The organism is Stutzerimonas stutzeri, from assembly GCF_038561965.1.
Lineage (GTDB): Bacteria > Pseudomonadota > Gammaproteobacteria > Pseudomonadales > Pseudomonadaceae > Stutzerimonas > Stutzerimonas stutzeri_AA.
Map to the genome: position 1 here is coordinate 24,020 of NZ_CP139348.1, position 19,670 is coordinate 43,689.

Consider the following 19,670-nt stretch of genomic DNA (forward strand, 5'->3'; position numbering starts at 1 on the left):
TCAAAAGCCGCTGCTAAGATGCCGAGCAGCATGGAAAACGGCTTAATGCCGCGATCCAAAAGGGTTCCGCGGCGCTAGGGCGCTTTACGTGAAGGCACATAATAAAGGGATTCACCACATGAGGAAATCACTACTCGCCCTGCTGCTGGTGGCGGTCGGCGGGCTCGCCCAGGCCGCGGTGCAGCTCAAGGACAATCACCCGGAGCGGTATACCGTGGTGAAGGGCGACACACTCTGGGGCATTTCCGGCCGCTTTCTGCGCGAGCCTTGGAAATGGCCGGAGCTGTGGCATGCCAATCCTCAGATATCCAATCCCCATCTGATCTATCCCGGCGACACCCTGAGCCTGGTCTATGTCGATGGCCAGCCGCGTCTGGTGCTCGACCGCGGTGCCTCGCGCGGCACCATCAAGCTGTCGCCGACCGTACGCACCACACCGATGGCCGAAGCCATCCCGACCATTCCGCTGGAGGCGATCAACAGCTTCCTGCTGAGCAACCGCATCGTCGACACCGCCGAAGAGTTTCAGGGTGCGCCCTATATCGTTGCCGGCAATGCCGAGCGGGTGATCAGCGGCGCAGGTGATCGCATCTACGGCCGCGGCAGTTTCGAGGCCAACATGCCGGCTTATGGCATCTTCCGCCAGGGCAAAACCTACGTCGATCCGGACAGCGGCGAGTTCCTCGGCATCAACGCCGACGACGTCGGCACCGTCGAGATCGTCGAAGTCGAAGGCGACATCGCCACCATGCAGCTGACCCGCACCACCCAGGAAGCGCGCATCGGTGATCGCCTGTTCCCGGGCGAAGAGCGTGCGATCAACTCCACCTTCATGCCCAGCGCGCCAGCTACCGATGTCGAAGGCGTGATCCTCGACGTACCGCGTGGCGTAACCCAGATCGGCCAGTTCGACGTGGTCACGCTGAACAAGGGCGCCCGCGACGGCCTGAAGGATGGCAACGTGCTGGCGGTCTACAAGACCGGCGAAACCGTGCGCGACCGTGTGACTGGCGAGAACGTGAAGATCCCGGACGAGCGCTCCGGTCTGCTGATGGTGTTCCGTACCTACGACAAGCTCAGTTATGGCCTGGTACTGCAGGCGACTCGCTCGCTGGCGGTGAAGGACAAGGTCCGTAACCCCTGAGCACGAGAGCCCCGCGAACGCGGGGCTTTTTCATGCTGTGATAACACCGCAAGGATGCGGTGCCACGAGACAAGGAGCGCTCGCCCATGCCTGCCATTTCCCCTGCCGAGCTCGAAGCCCGGCTGCGTCTTCATCTGCTGCCCGAACTCGGCCCGCGCCGTCTGCGCAAGCTGGTTAGTGCCTTTCCCGATGCCGCTTCGGCGCTGAGCGCCCCTGCTAGTGCCTGGCGCTCGCTGGGGTTGCCGGCCGTTTGTGCCGAACCGCGACGCAGTGCTGAAATCCGCGAGCGTGCCAGTGCAGCCCTTGCCTGGCTGGAACAGCCGGACCGGCACCTGCTCTGCTGGGACGACCCAAACTACCCTGCCTTGCTCGCCGAGCTGCCAGATGCGCCGCCGCTGCTGTTCATAGCCGGCGACCCGTCACTGCTTGAGCGACCGCAGCTGGCGATGGTTGGCAGTCGCCGTGCTTCGCGCAACGGCCTGGACAACGCCTGGGCTTTTTCCCGCAGCCTGGCCGGTGCCGGTTTCGTCATCACCAGCGGACTGGCGCTGGGCATCGACGGCGCGGCGCATCAGGGCGCGCTGGATGCCGGTGGCAAAACCATCGCTGTGCTCGGTACCGGGATCGAGCGGTTGTATCCCCAGCGCCATGTAGGCCTCGCGCGGCAGATCGTCGAGCAAGGCGGTGCGCTGGTGTCCGAGCTGCCGCTGGACTGCCCGCCGCAGGCCAGCAACTTTCCCCGGCGCAATCGCATCATCAGCGGTTTGTCATTGGGCGTGCTGGTGGTCGAGGCGAGCCCGTCCAGCGGCTCGCTGATTACTGCCCGACTCGCCGCGGAACAGGGCCGCGAGGTCTATGCGATCCCCGGTTCGATCCATCATCCCGGCGCCCGAGGTTGCCATCAGCTCATCCGCCAGGGCGCGGCGCTGGTGGAATCGGTCGAGGATGTGCTCGAAGCCCTGCGTGGCTGGCAGCGCATCGAGCCGCTGGCTGGCGAAACGCCGATGCAGACGGATAATCCGCTGCTGCGTGAGCTGCTGGCGGCGTCACGCAGTAGCGAAGCATTGGCAATGGCGCTCGACCAGCCGCTCGGGCAGGTGCTGGCGCAGTTGACCGAGCTGGAAGTCGATGGGCTGGTCGCCTGCGATAACGGGCTTTGGTCGGTCATTACCTGCTAGGCGGCTTCATCGCTACGGCTCAGCGTGAGCTCATCACCGTCGCCCGGCAAAACCGCTCGCCCGCTGCGTACTTCCCGTATGCGAAAAAGGATTTCCTGTTGCAGCCTGTTGCGAATCAGCCGGTCAGCCCCCTGCTCGGCGACATATGGCTTGGGTACACTGCCGACTTTTCATCCAGGCAGAGGTCGGCATGATCGGCGATTGGCGTGTGCAGCAGGTGGCGCGGGTGGTCCGTGCTGGCGGAGTAATCGCCTACCCGACCGAAGCAGTCTGGGGTCTGGGTTGCGACCCGTGGGATGAAGATGCGGTGATGCGACTGCTGGCGCTCAAGGAACGGCCGGTGGAGAAGGGCTTGATCCTCATTGCTGACGCCATCGAGCAGTTCGATTTCCTGCTGGATGATCTACCCGAGCGTTGGCTCGATCGCCTGGCCGGCACTTGGCCGGGGCCGAACACCTGGCTGGTGCCGCACCGCGGCCGCCTGCCGGAGTGGATCACCGGGCGCCATGACAGCGTCGCGCTGCGGGTCACGGACCACCCGCTAGTTGCGCGCTTGTGCGCGCTGACTGGGCCTCTGGTTTCAACCTCGGCCAATCCAGCGGGCCGTCCCGCAGCGCGTTCGCGGCTGCGGGTGGAGCAATACTTCCCACAGCAGCTCGACGCGGTGTTTACCGGCCCGTTGGGTGGGCGACGCAACCCCAGCGTCATCCGTGATCTGCGTAGCGGCGACGTCATTCGTCCTGCCTGACGGCCAGCTTTTCTGCACGGCTGCTCCAGTCCGCATAGCGGAGCAGTCGGCAAACCCATCAGGGCAACAAAATGGTCGATCCGGTGGTCTGTCCTGCAGCCAGCTTGCGCTGGGCTTCGGCCGCTTCGCTGAGCGGGTAGCGCTGGCCGATCTCGACCTGGATCTTGCCGCTGCCGATCATTTCGAACAGTTCATCGGCCATCGCCTGCAGGCGTTCTGGCGTATCGGCGTAGCCGGCGAGGATCGGCCTGGTGACGAACAGCGAACCCTTCTGTGCCAGTACGCCCAGGTTCACCCCGGTGACCGCACCGGAGGCGTTGCCGAAACTCACCAGCAGGCCGCGTGGGGCGACGCAGTCCAGCGAGGTCTCCCAGCTGTCCTTGCCCACCGAGTCGTAAACCACCGGGCATTTTTTGCCCTCCGTGAGCTCCAGCACGCGTTGCACCACATCTTCGCGGGTGCGATCGATGGTGGCCCAGGCCCCGAGCGATTTGGCACGCGCGGCCTTGTCCGCCGAGCCGACCACGCCGATCAGCTGCGCGCCCAGCGCGTGGGCCCACTGGCAAGCGATGGAACCGACGCCGCCAGCCGCGGCATGGAACAGCACCGTCTCGCCGGCCTGCAGCGGATGGACCTGGCGCAGCAGGTACTGGCAGGTCAGGCCCTTGAGCATTGCGGCGGCGGCTTGCTCGAAGCTGATCGAATCCGGCAGTTTGACCAGATGCCGTGCCGGCAACGTGTGATGCTCGCCATAGGCGCCCAGCGGCCCGGTTGCATAGGCGACGCGGTCGCCGGGTTGCAGTTTCTGCACGCCCTCGCCTACTGCCTCGACCACGCCGGCTCCCTCGGTGCCCAGCCCGGATGGCAGGCTCGGCGGCTGGTACAGGCCGCCACGGAAATAGGTGTCGATGAAGTTCAAACCGATGGCGTGATTGCGCACCCGTACCTCACCTGGGGCCGGCTCGCTGAGCGGCATATCGACCTGTTCCAGCACTTCGGGACCGCCGTGCTGGCTGAATTGGACGCGCTGGGACATGTCTGGCTCCTGGTCGTTGAAAGAGCGCCTATCCAACCCGTCAGGGCTGCGTTCGTCAATCGGCTGAATGCTATGCTTGCCGGCCGACCCCGTTTCAAGCATCGCTCAGCCGCCCTTGATGGCTGCCGAGCGGTCTTCTGCAAGGTGATTTCGTGAACGACAGGACCGAAGCCGTCAAAGCCTATCTGCTCGATCTGCAGGACCGCATCTGCGCTGCGCTGGAGGCCGAGGATGGCGGTGCGCGCTTCGCCGAGGATGCCTGGACGCGACCCGCCGGCGGTGGCGGCAGGACCCGGGTGATCGAGAATGGCGCACTGGTCGAAAAGGGTGGCGTGAATTTCTCCCATGTCCACGGTGACAGCCTGCCGCCGTCGGCCAGCGCACACCGGCCGGAGCTGGCTGGGCGTGGTTTCGAAGCGCTTGGCGTGTCGCTGGTGATCCACCCGCACAATCCGTACGTACCGACCTCCCACGCCAACGTGCGCTTCTTCATCGCCGAAAAGGAAGGTGAGGAACCGGTCTGGTGGTTCGGTGGTGGTTTCGACCTGACACCCTACTACGGTGCCGAGGAAGACTGTGTGCACTGGCACCGGGTCGCGCGGGATGCCTGCGCGCCGTTTGGTGCGGACGTCTACCCGCGCTACAAGGAGTGGTGTGATCGCTATTTCCATATCAAGCACCGCCACGAACCCCGTGGTGTCGGCGGGCTGTTTTTCGACGACCTGAACCAGTGGGACTTCGACACCAGCTTCGCCTTCATGCGTGCGGTCGGCGACGCCTACCTCGACGCCTATCTGCCCATCGTCCAGCGGCGCAAGGCCACGCCGTTCGGTGAGCGCGAGCGGCAGTTCCAGCTGCTGCGACGCGGGCGTTACGTCGAATACAACCTGGTCTACGACCGCGGCACCCTGTTCGGCCTGCAATCGGGTGGGCGCACCGAGTCCATCCTCATGTCGCTGCCGCCGCAAGTGGCCTGGGGCTACGACAAGCATCCCGAGCCGGGTACGCCAGAAGCGCGGTTGACCGAGTACTTCCTGCAGGACCGCGACTGGCTTGCCGAGCAGCCGTAGATCGACGCGCAACGCAGCCCGTAACGCCTTCAGAACAGATTGATGCAGAGGTATTGGATGGACCGCTACGGCGTCTTCGGCAACCCCATCGGCCACAGCAAGTCACCGCAGATTCACGCCCTGTTCGCCGCCCAGACCGGTCAGGTGCTGAGCTATGAGCCTTTGCTGGCGCCGCTGGACGACTTCCCTGCGTTCGCCCAGGCATTTTTCCGTGACGGTCTGGGCGCCAATGTCACCGTTCCGTTCAAGGAACAGGCCTACCGGATGACCGATCAGCTGACCGAGCGCGCGCGCCGAGCCGGTGCGGTGAATACCCTGAAGAAGCTCGATGACGGGCGCCTGCTCGGCGATAACACCGACGGCGCCGGGTTGGTGAGCGATCTGCTGAATGCCGGGGTGACGCTGGCCGGTCAGCGCATTCTGCTACTGGGTGCCGGCGGAGCCGTGCGTGGCGTGCTGGAACCTTTGCTGGCGCAGCAGCCCGCCGCGCTGACCATCGCCAACCGCACCACGAGCAAGGCCGAACAACTGGTACGGGAATTCGCCGAACTCGGCCCGCTGTCCGCAGGCGACTTTGCCGACCTCACCGCGCCGGTGGACCTGATCATCAATGGCACCTCGGCCAGCCTCGGCGGCGAACTGCCACCGCTGGCCGTGACGCTGATCGAGCCAGGCCATACCTTCTGCTACGACATGATGTACGCCGCAACGCCCACGGCATTCTGTCGGTGGGCGGCTGCATTGGGTGCGATTACCCGTGACGGGCTCGGCATGCTGGTGGAGCAGGCGGCAGAAGCATTCGAACTCTGGCGTGGAATCCGCCCGGATACGGCGCCGGTGCTGGCCGAACTGCGTCGACAGCTGAGCTAGCCGCTGAAGTGAATGCGCTGATGGATGTGCTGGGGTTGTTCCAGTTCATCGACGATGCCAGCGGCGATGCGCTGCAATTGCCGATAGGGATTGGCGTCGCCTTTGCCGGCAGCCTCGGCTAGCGCCTCGACGGTCAACTGGCTACCGGCTGACGGTGCGTCTACCAGTGTCCAGCGCAGCGGATGTTTGATCAGCCGTTGCAAGGCTGCTTCGACCTCTGGCTGCAGTTTGATCGCCGGGAAGTCAGCAATCAGCAGCAAACGCTCGACCCCGACGCGTTGCATGCCCAGCAGCAGCGCTTCCACCGCCTGGTAGAAGTCTCGCTTGGGCGACTCGCCGGTGACTGCATCGGTGCCAGGTAGGCGCGGTGTCTGGAACAGACAGATCACCGCGTCCATACCCGCCACGCTCTCGCTTACGCTGATCGGATCGAATGGATCGCCTGGCTTGGTGCGCAAGCCCGGGCGAGCCGATATCGAATTGAGATCGTCGATCAAGGCGACGGCCTCATGCTGGCGGCTGAGCAACTCCACCAGCAGCGCGCTGCCGAGGTCGGCATGCGCACCGTAGAGTGCGAACTTCAACCGCGGCGTTTCGGCGTTGAGCATGGCGTTTGCCGGTCAGCGACGGGTGACCAGGTAACCAATCACCGCAAACGCGCCGGCGGCCAGGGCCAGTGTGCTCAGCGGGTGTTCCTTGGCGCAGTCACGCGCCGCGCGGCTGGCCTCGCGGGTACGCTTGGACAGGTCGGCATAGTGCTCATCCCAATCCTGATCCTGCCAAAGCGACTCGGCTCGCGATCGCAGTGCGCCCAGGCGCTTGCGAGAATCGCGGGCGGCATCGTGCTTGAGCTCGTCGAGCGCGCGCATCAGGCTTTCGATCTCGTGTTGGACTTCTTCGCGGGTGGTGGGCTTGTGGCTGAAACGGGACATGGCGGGACCTCCCCTCGGTAAGTGTCAGCGTTTGACCCCGGAAAGACCGAGAGGTGCAGCCGATCAGAAACGGCCATGCTGCGGGAGGCACGTCAGAATGTTTCCGCAATGCCGGCAGCCACCGAACGGCATCCGACGAACCGTTCATCGGGAACAGGCGGGCCGTCGGGCGATTCCCTATACTGGCACAACGTCTACCACGTCGCATTTAGCGCATTTCGCCCTTTCATCGCGGGGAAAAACCCATCGTGAACTTTCGTCGTACCCTGGCCAGCCTGTTTGTCGTCTGCCTGGCCTCGTTGCCAGTCCACCATGCCCAGGCTGCCAAGCCGGCCGTTCAGGAGCTCGCCTCCGGCAGTGCGCTGCTGGTCGACCTCAATACCAATGAAGTGCTGTATTCCAGCAACCCCGACATGGTGGTACCGATCGCCTCGGTGACCAAGCTGATGACCGCCATGGTTGCGCTGGATGCCAAACTGCCGCTGGATCAGGTGCTACCGGTGACCATCCGCGACGCCAGGGAAATGCAGGGCGTGTTCTCGCGCGTGCGTATCGGCAGCGAGATCAGCCGGCGCGAGATGCTGCTGCTGACCCTGATGTCCTCGGAAAACCGTGCTGCGGCCAGCCTCGCGCACCACTACCCGGGCGGTTACCCGGCGTTCATCCAGGCGATGAACGCCAAGGCGCACGCGCTGGGCATGACCCGCACGCATTATGTCGAGCCTACCGGCCTGTCCGAGCGCAACGTCTCCAGCGCCAATGATCTGGTCAAGCTGATCCGCGCCAGCCGCCAGTACGCATTGATCCAGCAGTTCAGCACCACCGACGAAAAGACCGTGGCGTTCCGCAAACCCAACTACACGCTCGGCTTTCGCAACACCAATGCCCTGGTGCGCAAGAACAACTGGGACATCCAGCTGAGCAAGACCGGCTTCACCAACGCTGCCGGCCATTGCCTGGTGATGAGTACCACTATGAAGCAGCGCCCGGTGGCGTTCGTGGTGCTCGATGCGTTCGGCAAGTACACCCATATGGCTGACGCCAATCGCCTGAAGAAGTGGCTGGAAACCGGCACCGTGACTCCTGTGCCCGCCGCGGCGCTGGCCTACAAGCAGCAGAAGCAGGCCCAGCGCCAGCTGGCCGGCCAGCCTGCTGATGCGGCGCAGGCTCTGCTCGACGCACGCTGAGGCCCAATGCTCGCTGCGTGACGAATGCGTCGCGCAGCTAACCCGTCCAGTGGGACCTGATGCTCGTTCTTGAGTTTGCGCAACTCTTTTCCTGATAGGGATTCCTATCATGAACTCCATTCGCAACCGCGCCTTATCGGACTGCCGATGAACCGCCGCCGTCTTCCCGCCTGGCTCGCCAGCCTGGCCCTGCTGATCCATTTGCTGAGCATGCCGCTCTCGGGCCTGCTGCCGGCGGAGACCAAGCGCCTGCTCGGCTGGAGTGGGCATTGCCCGTTGATGCAGGCGCAGGTGCAGCAGTCGCATGCGCTGCATGAAGCTGCAGGTCATGGCGAGCATGAGCCGGGCACGCATGGCGGGATGCCGCCGTGCTGCTGCTGCGCCGGCTCGATTGGCCTGGCAGCGCTGCCAGGCGCATCACCGTTGCTGCCGCTACAACCTGTCGGACGTGAAGTCCGCGCCGCCGAATCACGTGACCATTGGTCATCGCCACGGGAACAGTGGCCGGCCCTGAATCCCCGCGCTTCCCCCCTCGCCTGACGCCCCGGCGTCACCCTTCGCTGCCACGCCTGAACCGCCTGCACCAGCCATTGGCTTCGTGCCGGCGCCTGCTTGCGGCTACTCGCCGTATGGCCATGCCTGTTGCACAAGGAAGCATGTGAGATGCTCGACCACTCTGCGCAAACTTCGCGGCGCCCAGCGCTGCGCCCACTGCTTATCGCGGTTCTGGCCGCCAGCTATCTACCGGCAGGCTTTGCCGAAACCACTGGATCTTCCCTGTCGCTGGGCAGCAGCACCGTCACCGCGACCCAGTCGGGTGGCGGCTTGCCGACCAGCAGCGTGATCAGCTCGGTCGATCTGCTCGGCGGCGACATTCTCGAGCAGCAGCCAGTGCTCTATTCCTGGGAGCTGTTTCGTCGTGCGCCGGGAGTGATGCTCACCGAGTTCGGTCAAGGCACCAGCTCCGGCAAACTGTCCTTTCGCGGCTTCAACGGCGAAGGCGAAGTCAATGCGGTCAAGCTGCTGATCGATGGCATCCCAAGCAATAGCAACGACGGCAACATGCCCTATCTGGACATGCTGTTCCCCCTGGAGATCGACGGCATCGAGGTGGTGCGCGGCACCAACGACCCACGCTACGGCCTGTACAACATCGCCGGCAACGTCGCCGTGCAGTCGCGCATCGGCGGTGACTACGGCAAGGCTCGGCTGCGCTACGGCAGCTACGACACCCAGGAGCTGCAGCTGGCCAAGGGCATCGAAAGCGGCAACTGGACGCAGAACTACTTCATCGGCCAGCAGAAAAGCGACGGCTACCGCGACCATGCCGGCAGCGAGCGCACCAGCCTGTCCGGCAAATGGTTTTACACACCGGATGCCGGCAGCTGGCGTCTCGGCCTGATCGCCCGGCATTACGAGGCCGATGCCGACGAGCCGGGCTACCTGTCCCGCGATGATGCGCGCCGCTCGCCGCGTCAGTCCTACGCACTGTCATCCAGTGACATGGGTGAAAGGCGCATGAACCAACTCAGTCTGCACCTGGACAGCGAGCTGACGGGCGACCTCTCGTGGGCAACCAAGGTCTGGCTCAATACCTTGGACGATGACCGCTGGGTGCGTTTCTCCCAGGCCCAGCCGCAGCAGCGCCGCACCACCGAGGAGAAGCACTACGGCGCGCGGACCTCGCTGACCTATCGCCCGGACGTGGCCTGGCTGTACGACCTGGCCATCGAAGGTGGTCTGGACACCGAACAGCAGCGCAACCGCAGCGAGCGCTACACCACCGTCGAGCGCCAGGCCGTGACCCAGACCCGCGACCAGCGCTTCGACTACGACAGCTACGGCGCCTACTTGCAGGCGGTGGTCCAGCCGGTGGAGTCGCTGAAGGTCATCCCGGCGTTTCGCGTCGACCGCATCCGCGGCGACTTCACCGATGAGCTGAGCGGCAACGACTACGCCATCAACGACTACGGCAGCATCGAGCAGCCGAAGATCAGCCTGATCTACACCCCCATCGAGCAGCTCAGCCTTTACGGCAACTGGGGCCGTACCTTCCAGACCGGCACGGGCGCGGCCGCCTACAAGGTGCCGCCACGCACCAGCGATCTGTCGCCGTCGATCAACGACGGCTGGGAAACCGGCATCAAGTTCAGCCCAGCGCATTGGCTGGATGGGCGTATCGCCTACTGGGAGCAGGTGGCGTCCGACGAGGTGCGTCGTCGGCTCAACGATCCCAGCGGCGAATCGGAGAACCTCGGGCAAACTCGCCGCTGGGGCTACGACGCCCAGCTCAACGTCTATCCCAGTACCGACCTGAGCCTGTGGTTAGCCCATTCCTGGCAGTTTTCGGAAATCGAGAAGGCTGACCCAAGCCTGCCGGCCAGCCAGGGGCAGCAGATCGACCACGTGCCGCAGCGACTTTACTCGGCCGGTGCAACCTACCAAGCGAGCCAGGCCCTGCAGCTCAGCGGCTGGCTCAACGGCCAGACCGATTACTACCTGGAGCGGGAAAACAGTGAAGGCCGCTTTGGTGGCTACGTGTTGCTCAATCTCGGGCTGAGCTATCAGCTGACCGAGCAACTGGGCCTCGACGTGCAGCTGAAGAACCTCACCGATCGCTACTACGAGTATGTCTGGTACGACGGTGCCGAGACGCTGCATGCGCCGGGTGCCGGCCGTGCGCTGTATGCCGCCGTGACCTTGGACTTCTGACCGGCATGAAGCGCTACCTGTATTTGGCGCATCGCTGGCTCGGCATCGGGCTGGGCGTGTTCGTCCTGCTCTGGGTCGTCAGTGGTGTGGTGATGCTCTTCGTTGCCTATCCCAAGCTGACGCCGGCCGAGCATCTGGCGCGGCTGGCACCGCTGAGCGCGGACTGCTGCGTCGCGCCTGGCGTGGCATTCGCGGCTGTCGATGATTCGCGCACCCCGCTCAGCCTGCGTCTGACCAGCGCCGGTGGCGGACCGCGCTACCTGCTGGATTACGGCGACGGCCCGCTACTGGCGGTCGATGCGCAGAGCGGCCAGCGGATCGAGCACATCGGCGCCGCCGAGGCCCTGGCCAGCGCGAGGCAGTTCGCTCAGGGTGCCGAGGTGCAACTGCTCGACCTGGTCGAGGAAGACGCATGGACGCGCAACCACGCTCTGGCTCGCGAGCGGCCGCTGTATCGCGTGCAGGCGGACGATGCCGAACATCAGCTGCTCTACATCTCCAGCCACACCGGGCTGGTGGTGCGCGACGCCACAGCTCACGAGCGCGCCTGGAACCTGCTGGGGGCCTGGCTGCACTGGCTCTATCCGCTGCGTGAGGTGTTGCCCAAGGCGGTCTGGACGGTGGCGCTGGTCTATGGCGCCCTGCTCGCCGCGGTGCTGGTTCTGCTGGGCATGGCGATCGGGTTATTGCGCTGGCGCTTTGCCGGGCACTACAGCAACGGCTCGCACTCGCCCTACCCGACTGGCGCTGGGCGTGTACATCATGTCGGCGGTTTGCTGGTCGGGGTGGCGCTGCTGGTCTGGCTGGGCAGCGGCATGCTGTCGATGGAGCCCTGGGGGTTGTTCGAGAAGCGCTCGATCATCGATGCGGGCGCGCTGCGGCAGGCACCGCTAAGTGCCGAGGTGCTGGATAGGGAGCTGGCGCCCGTGCTGGACCGCCTGCAGCAGGCCGGTATCGCGCCGGTGGAACTGCAGTGGCATATGCTCGGCGACCAGCCCTATCTGCTCGGCATCGATGCCCGCGGCGAAACGCGCATCCTGCCGGTGGCGTCTGCGCTGCCGGCGCAGCCTCGCCTGGAACGCCACCTGCTGGAGCGCAGCGCCCGGCAAGCCTGGTCCGAGCAGCGAATGCGCTTCGAGTGGCTGGAACGGGAAGATTTCCACTACTACGCCCGTAGCGAACCGAGCCTCTACAGCCATCTGCCGCGACGCCTGCCGCTGCTGCGGGTGCGCTTCGACGACCCGGCCGCGACCTGGCTGCATATCGACCCCTACAGCGGCACCGTGATCGAACAGCTCGACCAGCGCCGGCGAGCCGTGCGCTGGGTGTTCAAACTGCTGCACAGCTGGGACTGGTTGCCCTTGCTGCAACGGCCGCTGCTGCGTGACGGCCTGCTGCTGGCTTTCAGTGGCGGCATGCTGGTGATCGCCATCAGCGGCGTGCTGTTGGGCTGGCGTCGGCTGCGCGGTCGACCACGGCGTGCCCGAGAGAGGACCGCGCGTGCCGCTCAGCCGCCGCGGTTGCCGTAGGCGGCTTCGTCGCTGTCCTCCTCGTCGGCGTTGGCCAGCTCATGGGCCAGATGCCGCTTCAGGCGCTGCAGTGCGGCGTCGCTCCAGCCGGTCGGAGCGCTGACGATCCGCCAGGCATCGACATAATCGGCCGGCGCATAGACGTGCCCGTAACCGGGCGGCGTTGGTGTGGTCACTGCCATGTCCACCGCCAGCTGCAGCATGGTCACCAGCGGGAACCAGCGCAGCGACGGCGATACGTCCGGCCCACGCGGCTCGCTCAGCCAATCCGGCCGGCGCCAGGCGTAACGATGGTCGAAGAAGGTGATCGGGTCGCTGGCGTACTGCAGATAGAGCAGGCGCATCGGTCCCCAGGGGGCGTCGGCCGGCTCAGGGGTGCCGTGCTGGTTCATGAAACGCACGAAGCGGCCATCACGGAACTGCGGGCGCCACTCTGGACTGCCGTCGTTGCGACTGTCGGTGAGGCTGCGCCACAGATCGCTGCGAAATGGTGGCCCGCTCCACAGCGCACCATGGATCGGGTCGCCAAGCAGCTCGTGCAGCTCCCACGAGCGCTGCGAGTGCAAGGCGCCGAGGCTCAACCCGTGCAGATACAGCCGCGGTCGGCGCTCGGGCGGCAGCTCCGTCCAGTAGGCATAGATTTCGGCGAACAATGCGCGGGCAACATCACGGCCGTAGTCGGCCTCTACCAGCAAGGCCAGCGGGCTGTTCAGGTAGGAGTACTGCAACGCCACGCTGGCAATGTCGCCGTGGTGCAGGTACTCCACCGTGTTCATCGCCGCGGGATCGATCCAGCCAGTGCCGGTCGGCGTAACCACCACCAGCACCGAACGTTCGAAGGCGCCGCTGCGCTGCAATTCGCTAAGCGCCAAGCGAGCGCGTTGGCTTGGCGTCTCGGCCGCACGCAGGCCGACATAGACGCGGATCGGCTCCAGCGCCGGGCGGCCGCTCAGGGCCGAGATTTCGGCTGCGGAAGGACCGGAGCCGATAAAGCCGCGCCCGGTGCGGCCCAGTTCCTCCCAGCGCAGCGCGGATGCCGCACTGCCGCTCTTCAGCGGCGAGATCGGCGGCGCCGTTTCCGGCTCGATCAGTGCGTCGTACTGGGCGAACGAGGCATCCAGCGCCCGCAGCGCCTGGGCCACCAGAACGTCAGTGGCCAGCGACCAGAACAGTGCCAGTGCCACCAGCACACCGATGACGTTGGCCACCCGGCGCGGCAGGATGCGGTCGGCATGTCGTGAGACGAAGCGCGACAGCAGCCGGTAGAGGCGCGCCAGCGTCAGCAGGATGAGAAAGGTCGCCAGCGCGGTGAGGACTACCTCGATCAGGTGCGCACTGCTTACCGGCTCCATGCCCATCAGCGCGCGCACCGCGTTCTGCCAGCCGGCAACCTGGCTGAGAAAGCCCCCCGCCAGCAGTACGCAGCCGCCAGCGATTACCAGATTGACCCGCTCGCGCAGGCGCTCCGGCCGTTCCGGCAGACCCAGATAGCGCCACAGCCAGCGCCAGAGCACACCGATGCCATAGCCGACCGCCAGCGCCGCGCCGGCCAGCACGCCCTGGCTCAGCGTCGAGCGCGGCACCAGCGAGGGGGTCAGCGCCGCGCAGAAGAACAGTGTGCCCAGCAGCAGACCGAAGCCGGACAGCGAACGCCAGGCGGATAACAGGGGGAGACGCACCATCGATAACTCCACAATCGGTCTGCAATGGATGACAAAGGTCACCGCCTGGGCCTTTCGAGGCGTCGCTGTCGCCGCGGTTCCGCCGGCGGCGGGCTTCATGCGCTCAATTCGATGCAACGATGACGGAGCGCCTGACTCAAACGACTACATTTCCCTTAGCACAGCGGGAACCGACGTCGAATGAGCACCCCAGACAATAGCTATATCCAGTGGCTGGTCGACCAGTCCATGTTGCACGCGGCCCGCGAACGCGCGCGCCTTTATGCCGGCCAGGCGCGGCTCTGGCAGCGGCCCTACGCCCAGGCCCGCCCGCGTGATGCCAGCGCCATCGGCTCGGTGTGGTTCACCGCCTACCCAGCGGCCATCATCACTCCCGAGGGTTGCTCGGTGCTCGAGACATTGGGCAATGATCGCCTGTGGAGCGCGCTGTCTGAACTCGGTGTGCAGGGCATCCACAACGGCCCGATGAAGCGCTCCGGCGGCCTGAGCGGGCGCGAGTTCACGCCGACCATCGACGGCAACTTCGACCGCATCAGTTTCGATATCGACCCGAAGCTGGGCACCGAGGAGCAGATGCTCCAGCTCAGCCGGGTCGCTGCTGCACACAACGCCATCGTCATCGACGACATCGTCCCGGCGCACACCGGCAAGGGCGCCGACTTCCGCCTCGCGGAAATGGCCTACGGCGACTATCCCGGGCTCTATCACATGGTGGAGATCCGCGAGGAGGACTGGGAGCTGCTGCCCGAGGTCCCGCCGGGACGCGATTCGGTCAACCTGGAGCCGCCGGTGGTGGATCGGCTGCATGAAAAGCACTACATCGTCGGCCAGCTGCAGCGGGTGATCTTTTTCGAACCCGGCATCAAGGACACCGACTGGAGCGTCACCGGCGAGGTCACCGGAGTCGACGGCAAGGTCAGGCGCTGGGTCTACCTGCACTACTTCAAGGAAGGCCAGCCATCGCTGAACTGGCTCGATCCGACCTTCGCCGCCCAGCAGCTGATCATCGGCGATGCCCTGCACGCTATCGATGTCGCCGGTGCGCGGATGCTGCGCCTGGATGCCAACGGCTTTCTCGGCGTCGAGCGCCGTGCCGAGGGCACCGCCTGGTCCGAAGGCCATCCGCTGTCGGTCACCGGCAACCAGCTGCTCGCCGGCGCGATCCGCAAGGCCGGCGGCTTCAGCTTCCAGGAGCTGAACCTGACCATCGACGACATCGCCGCCATGTCTCAGGGTGGCGCGGACCTGTCTTACGACTTCATCAGCCGCCCGGCCTATCACCACGCCCTGCTCACTGGCGACACCGAGTTCCTGCGCATGATGCTGCGCGAAGTGCACGCCTTCGGCATCGACCCGGCCTCGCTGATCCACGCGCTGCAGAACCATGACGAGCTGACCCTGGAGCTGGTGCATTTCTGGACCCTGCACGCCTACGACCATTACCACTACAAGGGCCAGACGCTGCCTGGCGGGCACCTGCGCGAGCTGATCCGCGAAGAACTGTACGAACGGCTGACCGGCGAACATGCCCCCTACAACCTCAAGTTCGTCACCAATGGCGTGGCCTGCACCACCGCCAGCGTGATTGCCGCGGCGCTGAACATCCGCGATCTGGACGCCATCGGCCCGGCTGAAGTGGAGCAGATCCAGCGCCTGCATATCCTGCTGGTGATGTTCAATGCCATGCAGCCCGGCGTGTTCGCCCTCTCCGGCTGGGATCTGGTCGGCGCCCTGCCGCTGGCGCCCGAGCAGGTCGAGCACCTGATGGGCGACGGCGACACCCGCTGGATCAACCGCGGCGGCTATGACCTCGCTGATCTGGCACCGGAGGCATCCACCTCCGCCGAAGGCTTGCCAAAAGCCCGCGCCTTGTACGGCAGCCTGGCCGAGCAGCTGCAGACCACAGGTTCGTTCGCCTGCCAGCTCAAGCGCATCCTCAGCGTGCGGCAGGCCTACGACATTGCCGCGAGCAAGCAGATCCTGATTCCTGACGTACAGGCGCCGGGGCTGCTGATCATGGTTCACGAATTGCCGGCCGGCAAAGGCGTGCAGATCACCGCGCTCAACTTCAGCGCCGAGACCATCAGCGAAACCGTCTGCCTGCCGGGCGTCGCACCTGGCCCGGTGGTGGACATCATTCACGAGCGCGTCGAAGGTGATCTCACCGACAACTGCGAGTTGCAGATCAACCTCGACCCCTACGAGGGCCTGGCCCTGCGTGTGGTGAGCGCGGCATCGCCGGTGATCTAGCGCGGCAGGCGCTTCGCGAGCCTCGGGCGCCCGGCTATAGTGCGCACCGACCCGAGGCTCGCCCTCGCCTTCGAGGACATCGCGTGTCGTTCAGCCTGCCTTTTCGCTTCCCGTTCCTGCTGCTCCTGGCCGCGCTGCTCGGCAGCGCCTCCGTTGCCGCGCAGACCGCCTGCCCGCCCGGTCAACAACCGATCTGCCTCGGTGGCAACTGCTTGTGCGTGCCCGGCTCGGCAGCGGACACCCGCGTCGTCTACGAACGGATGCAACGCATGGCCACGCTGGGGCTGGAGAACTGGATCCAGCAATCGCGGGACCGGCTTGTGGCCGGCGGCGTGGAGCCGATGCCGCTGCACATCCGCTCGCAACTCGAGCCGTATTTCGATCTCGCCGTGCTGGAGAGCGCGCACTACCGCGTCGGTGATGAGGTGACGCTGAATGCCGGCAATACCCTGCTGCGTAATCCCGATGTCAACGCGGTCACCCTGATCGACGTCATCGTCTTCCGCCACGCCAGCGACGCCCAGGACAACGTTGCGCTCTGGGCTCATGAACTCAAGCACGTCGAACAATATCTGGACTGGGGCGTGGCCGAATTCGCCCGGCGTTATACCCAGGACTATCGCACCGTCGAAGGCCCGGCGTATGCGCTGGAGCGGGAGGTTGAAAAGGCCCTGCGGGAGGCGGATGCGCAACGCTGAGCGTGCCGTGCGGGTGTTGCCGGTGGCCTGAAGCCCGCCGACGGCAATCAGCTAGAAACGAGAAACCCCGCCGAAGCGGGGTTTCTTTCGCAGGTTACGCGGTCAGCTTCAGAACGCGGGAACCACGGCGCCCTTGTACTTTTCCTGAATGAACTGGCGAACGTCCTCGCTGTGCAGCGCGGCGGCCAGTTTCTGCATGGCGTCGCTGTCCTTGTTGTCCGGACGGGCAACCAGGATGTTGACGTAGGGCGAGTCGCTGCCCTCGATCACCTGCGCGTCTTCGGTCGGGTTCAGCTTGGCTTCCAGCGCGTAGTTGGTGTTGATCAGCGCCAGGTCGACCTGGGTCAGTACGCGCGGCAGGGTCGCCGCTTCCAGCTCACGTACCTTGATGTTCTTCGGGTTGTCGGCGATGTCCTTCGGCGTGGCGGTGATGCCGGCGCCATCCTTGAGGCTGATCACGCCGGCTTTGGCCAGCAGCAGCAGCGCGCGGCCGCCGTTGGTGGCGTCGTTCGGGATGACCACGGTGGCGCCATTGGGCAGCGCATCAAGCGACTTGTGCTTGCTGGAATAGGCGCCAAAGGGCTCGATATGCACGCCGGCGACGCTGACGAGGTCAGTGCCCTTGCCCTTGTTGAACTCATCCAGGTACGGCTGGTGCTGGAAGAAGTTGGCGTCCAGACGCTTCTCGGCGACCTGGATGTTCGGCTGTACGTAGTCGGTGAAGACTTTTACGTTCAGCGTCACGCCCTGCTCGGCCAGTTGCGGTTTGACGAACTCCAGCAGCTCGGCGTGCGGTACGGCTGTGGCGGCGACGGTCAGAGTCTCGGCAGCCTGCGCGGAAAACGCGGCAACGGTGGCCAGGGCGGCAATCAGTTTCTTCATCGTTCGGTTCCTTCAGGAGTTGAGCGGGGTGCGATGGTTCGCTCGCCCTGGTTGCGGTTCATTTGCGCGAAAAGTGGGTGACCAGCCTGTCGCCGACGCTCTGCAGCACCTGCACCAGCACCAGCAGCAGGACCACCGTGACCACCATCACGTCGGTCTGGAAGCGCTGGTAGCCGAAGCGGATGGCCAGGTCGCCAAGCCCGCCGGCACCCACCACACCGGCCATCGCGGTGTAGGACACCAGGGTGATGGCGGTGACGGTAATGGCGGCGATGATGCCCGGACGCGCTTCAGGCAGCAATGCGCTGAAGATGATCTGCCGCGTGGTGGCGCCCATCGCCTGGGTCGCCTCGATGATGCCGCGGTCCACTTCGCGCAGGGCGGTTTCCACCAGCCGTGCAAAGAACGGCGCAGCGCCCACCACCAGCGGCGGTATCGCCCCGGCCACGCCCAGCGAGGTGCCCGTGACCAGCACCGTGAAGGGAATCATCACGATCAGCAGGATGATGAACGGCAGCGAGCGCAGCACGTTGACCACGAAGGACAGCGCGGCATACAGCGGGCCGTTTTCGAACAGCTGGCGCGGGCCGCAGAGAAACAGCAGCACGCCCAGCGGCAGTCCGAGCAGGATGGTGAACAGCAGCGACCCGCCGAGCATCAACAGGGTGTCCAGCGTGGCCAGCCAGATCTCGTACCAGTCGACATTCCCCAACAAAGAGCTCAACAACGCGTCCATCAGCGCAATACCTCCACATGCACGTCGGCGGCTTGCAGTCGCGCCATCGCCGCGCTCATGTCACCGCCGATCAGCGACAGCGTGAGCTGGCCGTAGGGCGTGTCCTTGATGCGGTCGATGCGTCCGGAAAGGATGCTGTAGTCGACGCCGGTTTCGCGGGCAACCGTGCCCAGCAGCGGCTTGTAGGTGGCGTCGCCCTGAAAGGTCAGACGCAGGATACGACCCGGCACGTGAGCAAAATCGTCGTGCTGCTCGCCTTCATCTACCGCTTCGTCTTCCAGCACGAAGCGCTGGGTGGTCGGGTGCTTGGGGTGCAGGAACACCTCGGTGACCGGCCCCTGTTCGACGATGGCACCGCCATCCATCACCGCTACGCGGTCGCAGACGCGGCGGATCACGTCCATCTCGTGGGTGATCAGCACGATGGTCAACTTCAGTTCGCGGTTGATCTCGGCCAGCAGTTGCAGCACCGATGCGGTGGTCTGTGGGTCGAGGGCACTGGTGGCCTCGTCGCAGAGCAGGATGCTCGGCTCGGTGGCCAGCGCGCGAGCGATGCCGACGCGCTGCTTCTGCCCGCCGGAGAGCTGCGCCGGGTACTTGCGTGCGTGCTCCTTGAGGCCGACCCGGTCGAGCAGGGCCGCGACGCGGGCGTCGATCTCGCTGCGCGAGCGGATGCCGGCCAGGCGCAGCGGCATGGCGACGTTGTCGGCGACGGTCTTGGACATCAGCAGGTTGAAGTGCTGGAAGATCATGCCGACGCGCTGGCGGAAGCGTCGCAGGCCGTCGGCGTCGAGTGCGGTGACGTCTTCGCCGTTGACCAGAATACGTCCGCCCGAGGGCTCTTCAAGGCGGTTGATCAGGCGCAGCAGCGTGCTCTTGCCGGCACCGGAGTGGCCGATCAGGCCGAACACCTCACCGGAAGCGATTTCCAGCTGCGTCGGTTGCAGCGCGGGTATGTCCCGGCCGCCGGTCCGATAGGTTTTGTGGACTTGATGGAATTCGATCACGGGCGAACC

General features: G+C 65.3%; 18 protein-coding genes. 11 read left to right on the forward strand and 7 right to left on the reverse strand.

Annotation, left to right across the window (positions count from 1 at the left end; translation table 11 throughout):
- Positions 1-118 precede the first annotated feature (118 nt).
- From SM130_RS00115 to SM130_RS00125, 3 genes are all read left to right on the forward strand, one after another.
- Positions 119-1,144: a LysM peptidoglycan-binding domain-containing protein gene (locus tag SM130_RS00115; RefSeq protein ID WP_102826941.1), complete on the forward strand. Its 1,026-nt coding sequence runs from the start codon at positions 119-121 to the stop codon at positions 1,142-1,144.
- Positions 1,145-1,230: 86 nt separating this feature from the next.
- Positions 1,231-2,322, forward strand: coding sequence for a DNA-processing protein DprA (dprA, locus tag SM130_RS00120; RefSeq protein WP_102826940.1), 1,092 nt, complete (start codon positions 1,231-1,233; stop codon positions 2,320-2,322).
- Between the two features lie 190 nt (positions 2,323-2,512).
- Positions 2,513-3,070 (forward strand): L-threonylcarbamoyladenylate synthase, encoded by a 558-nt coding sequence (locus SM130_RS00125; RefSeq protein WP_102826938.1) that lies wholly within the window; start codon positions 2,513-2,515, stop codon positions 3,068-3,070.
- Between the two features lie 58 nt (positions 3,071-3,128).
- Here SM130_RS00125 and SM130_RS00130 read toward each other — a convergent pair whose 3' ends face one another.
- A complete protein-coding gene (locus SM130_RS00130) occupies positions 3,129-4,106 on the reverse strand; it encodes a quinone oxidoreductase family protein (protein ID WP_102826937.1) in 978 nt (325 codons plus the stop codon).
- A gap of 152 nt (positions 4,107-4,258) precedes the next feature.
- On the opposite strand from SM130_RS00130, the gene hemF reads away from it, so the two are divergent.
- Both hemF and aroE read left to right on the forward strand, forming a co-directional pair.
- A complete protein-coding gene (gene hemF, locus SM130_RS00135) occupies positions 4,259-5,176 on the forward strand; it encodes an oxygen-dependent coproporphyrinogen oxidase (RefSeq protein WP_102826936.1) in 918 nt (305 codons plus the stop codon).
- A 57-nt stretch (positions 5,177-5,233) separates the two neighbouring features.
- Positions 5,234-6,046 carry a shikimate dehydrogenase gene (gene aroE / locus SM130_RS00140; protein ID WP_102826935.1) on the forward strand — a complete coding sequence of 271 codons (813 nt, stop codon included), beginning with the start codon at positions 5,234-5,236 and terminating at the stop codon, positions 6,044-6,046.
- Here aroE and SM130_RS00145 read toward each other — a convergent pair.
- Entirely contained in the window at positions 6,043-6,654 is a 612-nt protein-coding gene (locus tag SM130_RS00145) for an NAD(P)-dependent oxidoreductase (protein ID WP_102826934.1), read from the reverse strand. The genes aroE and SM130_RS00145 overlap by 4 nt on opposite strands.
- Before the next feature lie 12 nt (positions 6,655-6,666).
- Positions 6,667-6,978, reverse strand: coding sequence for a DUF883 family protein (locus tag SM130_RS00150; protein ID WP_102826933.1), 312 nt, complete (start codon positions 6,976-6,978; stop codon positions 6,667-6,669).
- Between the two features lie 248 nt (positions 6,979-7,226).
- Between SM130_RS00150 and pbpG the strand changes: the two genes are divergently transcribed.
- The 4 genes from pbpG to SM130_RS00170 all read left to right on the forward strand — a co-directional run bounded on the left by pbpG (position 7,227) and on the right by SM130_RS00170 (position 12,406).
- Positions 7,227-8,165, forward strand: a complete 939-nt coding sequence (gene pbpG, locus SM130_RS00155; protein ID WP_102826932.1) for a D-alanyl-D-alanine endopeptidase — start codon at positions 7,227-7,229, stop codon at positions 8,163-8,165.
- Positions 8,166-8,312: 147 nt separating this feature from the next.
- On the forward strand, positions 8,313-8,705 hold the full coding sequence (locus SM130_RS00160; protein ID WP_102826931.1) for a DUF2946 family protein: 393 nt from the start codon (positions 8,313-8,315) through the stop codon (positions 8,703-8,705).
- Between the two features lie 123 nt (positions 8,706-8,828).
- Positions 8,829-10,877: a TonB-dependent receptor gene (locus SM130_RS00165; RefSeq protein ID WP_102826930.1), complete on the forward strand. Its 2,049-nt coding sequence runs from the start codon at positions 8,829-8,831 to the stop codon at positions 10,875-10,877.
- A 5-nt stretch (positions 10,878-10,882) separates the two neighbouring features.
- Positions 10,883-12,406: a PepSY domain-containing protein gene (locus SM130_RS00170; RefSeq protein ID WP_102826929.1), complete on the forward strand. Its 1,524-nt coding sequence runs from the start codon at positions 10,883-10,885 to the stop codon at positions 12,404-12,406.
- On the opposite strand, the gene SM130_RS00175 is transcribed toward SM130_RS00170, so the two are convergent.
- Positions 12,385-14,088: an alpha/beta hydrolase gene (locus SM130_RS00175; protein WP_102826928.1), complete on the reverse strand. Its 1,704-nt coding sequence runs from the start codon at positions 14,086-14,088 to the stop codon at positions 12,385-12,387. The genes SM130_RS00170 and SM130_RS00175 overlap by 22 nt on opposite strands.
- Positions 14,089-14,268: 180 nt before the next feature.
- Here SM130_RS00175 and treS point away from each other — a divergent pair, with 180 nt between their 5' ends.
- Both treS and SM130_RS00185 read left to right on the forward strand, forming a co-directional pair.
- Positions 14,269-16,338 (forward strand): maltose alpha-D-glucosyltransferase, encoded by a 2,070-nt coding sequence (gene treS / locus SM130_RS00180; RefSeq protein ID WP_102826927.1) that lies wholly within the window; start codon positions 14,269-14,271, stop codon positions 16,336-16,338.
- An 83-nt stretch (positions 16,339-16,421) separates the two neighbouring features.
- Positions 16,422-17,036 carry a DUF4157 domain-containing protein gene (locus tag SM130_RS00185; RefSeq protein ID WP_102826926.1) on the forward strand — a complete coding sequence of 205 codons (615 nt, stop codon included), beginning with the start codon at positions 16,422-16,424 and terminating at the stop codon, positions 17,034-17,036.
- A 108-nt stretch (positions 17,037-17,144) separates the two neighbouring features.
- Here SM130_RS00185 and SM130_RS00190 read toward each other — a convergent pair whose 3' ends face one another.
- From SM130_RS00190 to SM130_RS00200, 3 genes are read right to left on the reverse strand one after another with little or no spacing between them, the layout of a single operon-like run.
- Positions 17,145-17,918, reverse strand: coding sequence for a MetQ/NlpA family ABC transporter substrate-binding protein (locus SM130_RS00190; protein WP_102826925.1), 774 nt, complete (start codon positions 17,916-17,918; stop codon positions 17,145-17,147).
- 58 nt (positions 17,919-17,976) lie between these two features.
- Positions 17,977-18,654 (reverse strand): methionine ABC transporter permease, encoded by a 678-nt coding sequence (locus tag SM130_RS00195; protein ID WP_102826924.1) that lies wholly within the window; start codon positions 18,652-18,654, stop codon positions 17,977-17,979.
- Positions 18,654-19,661: a methionine ABC transporter ATP-binding protein gene (locus SM130_RS00200; RefSeq protein ID WP_102826923.1), complete on the reverse strand. Its 1,008-nt coding sequence runs from the start codon at positions 19,659-19,661 to the stop codon at positions 18,654-18,656. Before SM130_RS00200 ends, SM130_RS00195 begins: the two co-directional genes overlap by 1 nt.
- Between the last annotated feature and the right edge of the window lie 9 nt (positions 19,662-19,670).

Excerpts from the sequence above, each read along its gene's own strand:
- SM130_RS00115 (WP_102826941.1), top strand. The coding sequence starts at position 119 with ATGAGGAAATCACTACTCGCCCTGCTGCTGGTGGCGGTCGGCGGGCTC.
- dprA (WP_102826940.1), top strand. The coding sequence starts at position 1,231 with ATGCCTGCCATTTCCCCTGCCGAGCTCGAAGCCCGGCTGCGTCTTCAT.
- SM130_RS00125 (WP_102826938.1), top strand. The coding sequence starts at position 2,513 with ATGATCGGCGATTGGCGTGTGCAGCAGGTGGCGCGGGTGGTCCGTGCT.
- SM130_RS00130 (WP_102826937.1), bottom strand. The coding sequence starts at position 4,106 with ATGTCCCAGCGCGTCCAATTCAGCCAGCACGGCGGTCCCGAAGTGCTG.
- aroE (WP_102826935.1), top strand. The coding sequence starts at position 5,234 with ATGGACCGCTACGGCGTCTTCGGCAACCCCATCGGCCACAGCAAGTCA.
- SM130_RS00145 (WP_102826934.1), bottom strand. The coding sequence starts at position 6,654 with ATGCTCAACGCCGAAACGCCGCGGTTGAAGTTCGCACTCTACGGTGCG.
- SM130_RS00150 (WP_102826933.1), bottom strand. The coding sequence starts at position 6,978 with ATGTCCCGTTTCAGCCACAAGCCCACCACCCGCGAAGAAGTCCAACAC.
- SM130_RS00160 (WP_102826931.1), top strand. The coding sequence starts at position 8,313 with ATGAACCGCCGCCGTCTTCCCGCCTGGCTCGCCAGCCTGGCCCTGCTG.
- SM130_RS00165 (WP_102826930.1), top strand. The coding sequence starts at position 8,829 with ATGCTCGACCACTCTGCGCAAACTTCGCGGCGCCCAGCGCTGCGCCCA.
- SM130_RS00170 (WP_102826929.1), top strand. The coding sequence starts at position 10,883 with ATGAAGCGCTACCTGTATTTGGCGCATCGCTGGCTCGGCATCGGGCTG.
- SM130_RS00175 (WP_102826928.1), bottom strand. The coding sequence starts at position 14,088 with ATGGTGCGTCTCCCCCTGTTATCCGCCTGGCGTTCGCTGTCCGGCTTC.
- treS (WP_102826927.1), top strand. The coding sequence starts at position 14,269 with ATGAGCACCCCAGACAATAGCTATATCCAGTGGCTGGTCGACCAGTCC.
- SM130_RS00190 (WP_102826925.1), bottom strand. The coding sequence starts at position 17,918 with ATGAAGAAACTGATTGCCGCCCTGGCCACCGTTGCCGCGTTTTCCGCG.
- SM130_RS00195 (WP_102826924.1), bottom strand. The coding sequence starts at position 18,654 with ATGGACGCGTTGTTGAGCTCTTTGTTGGGGAATGTCGACTGGTACGAG.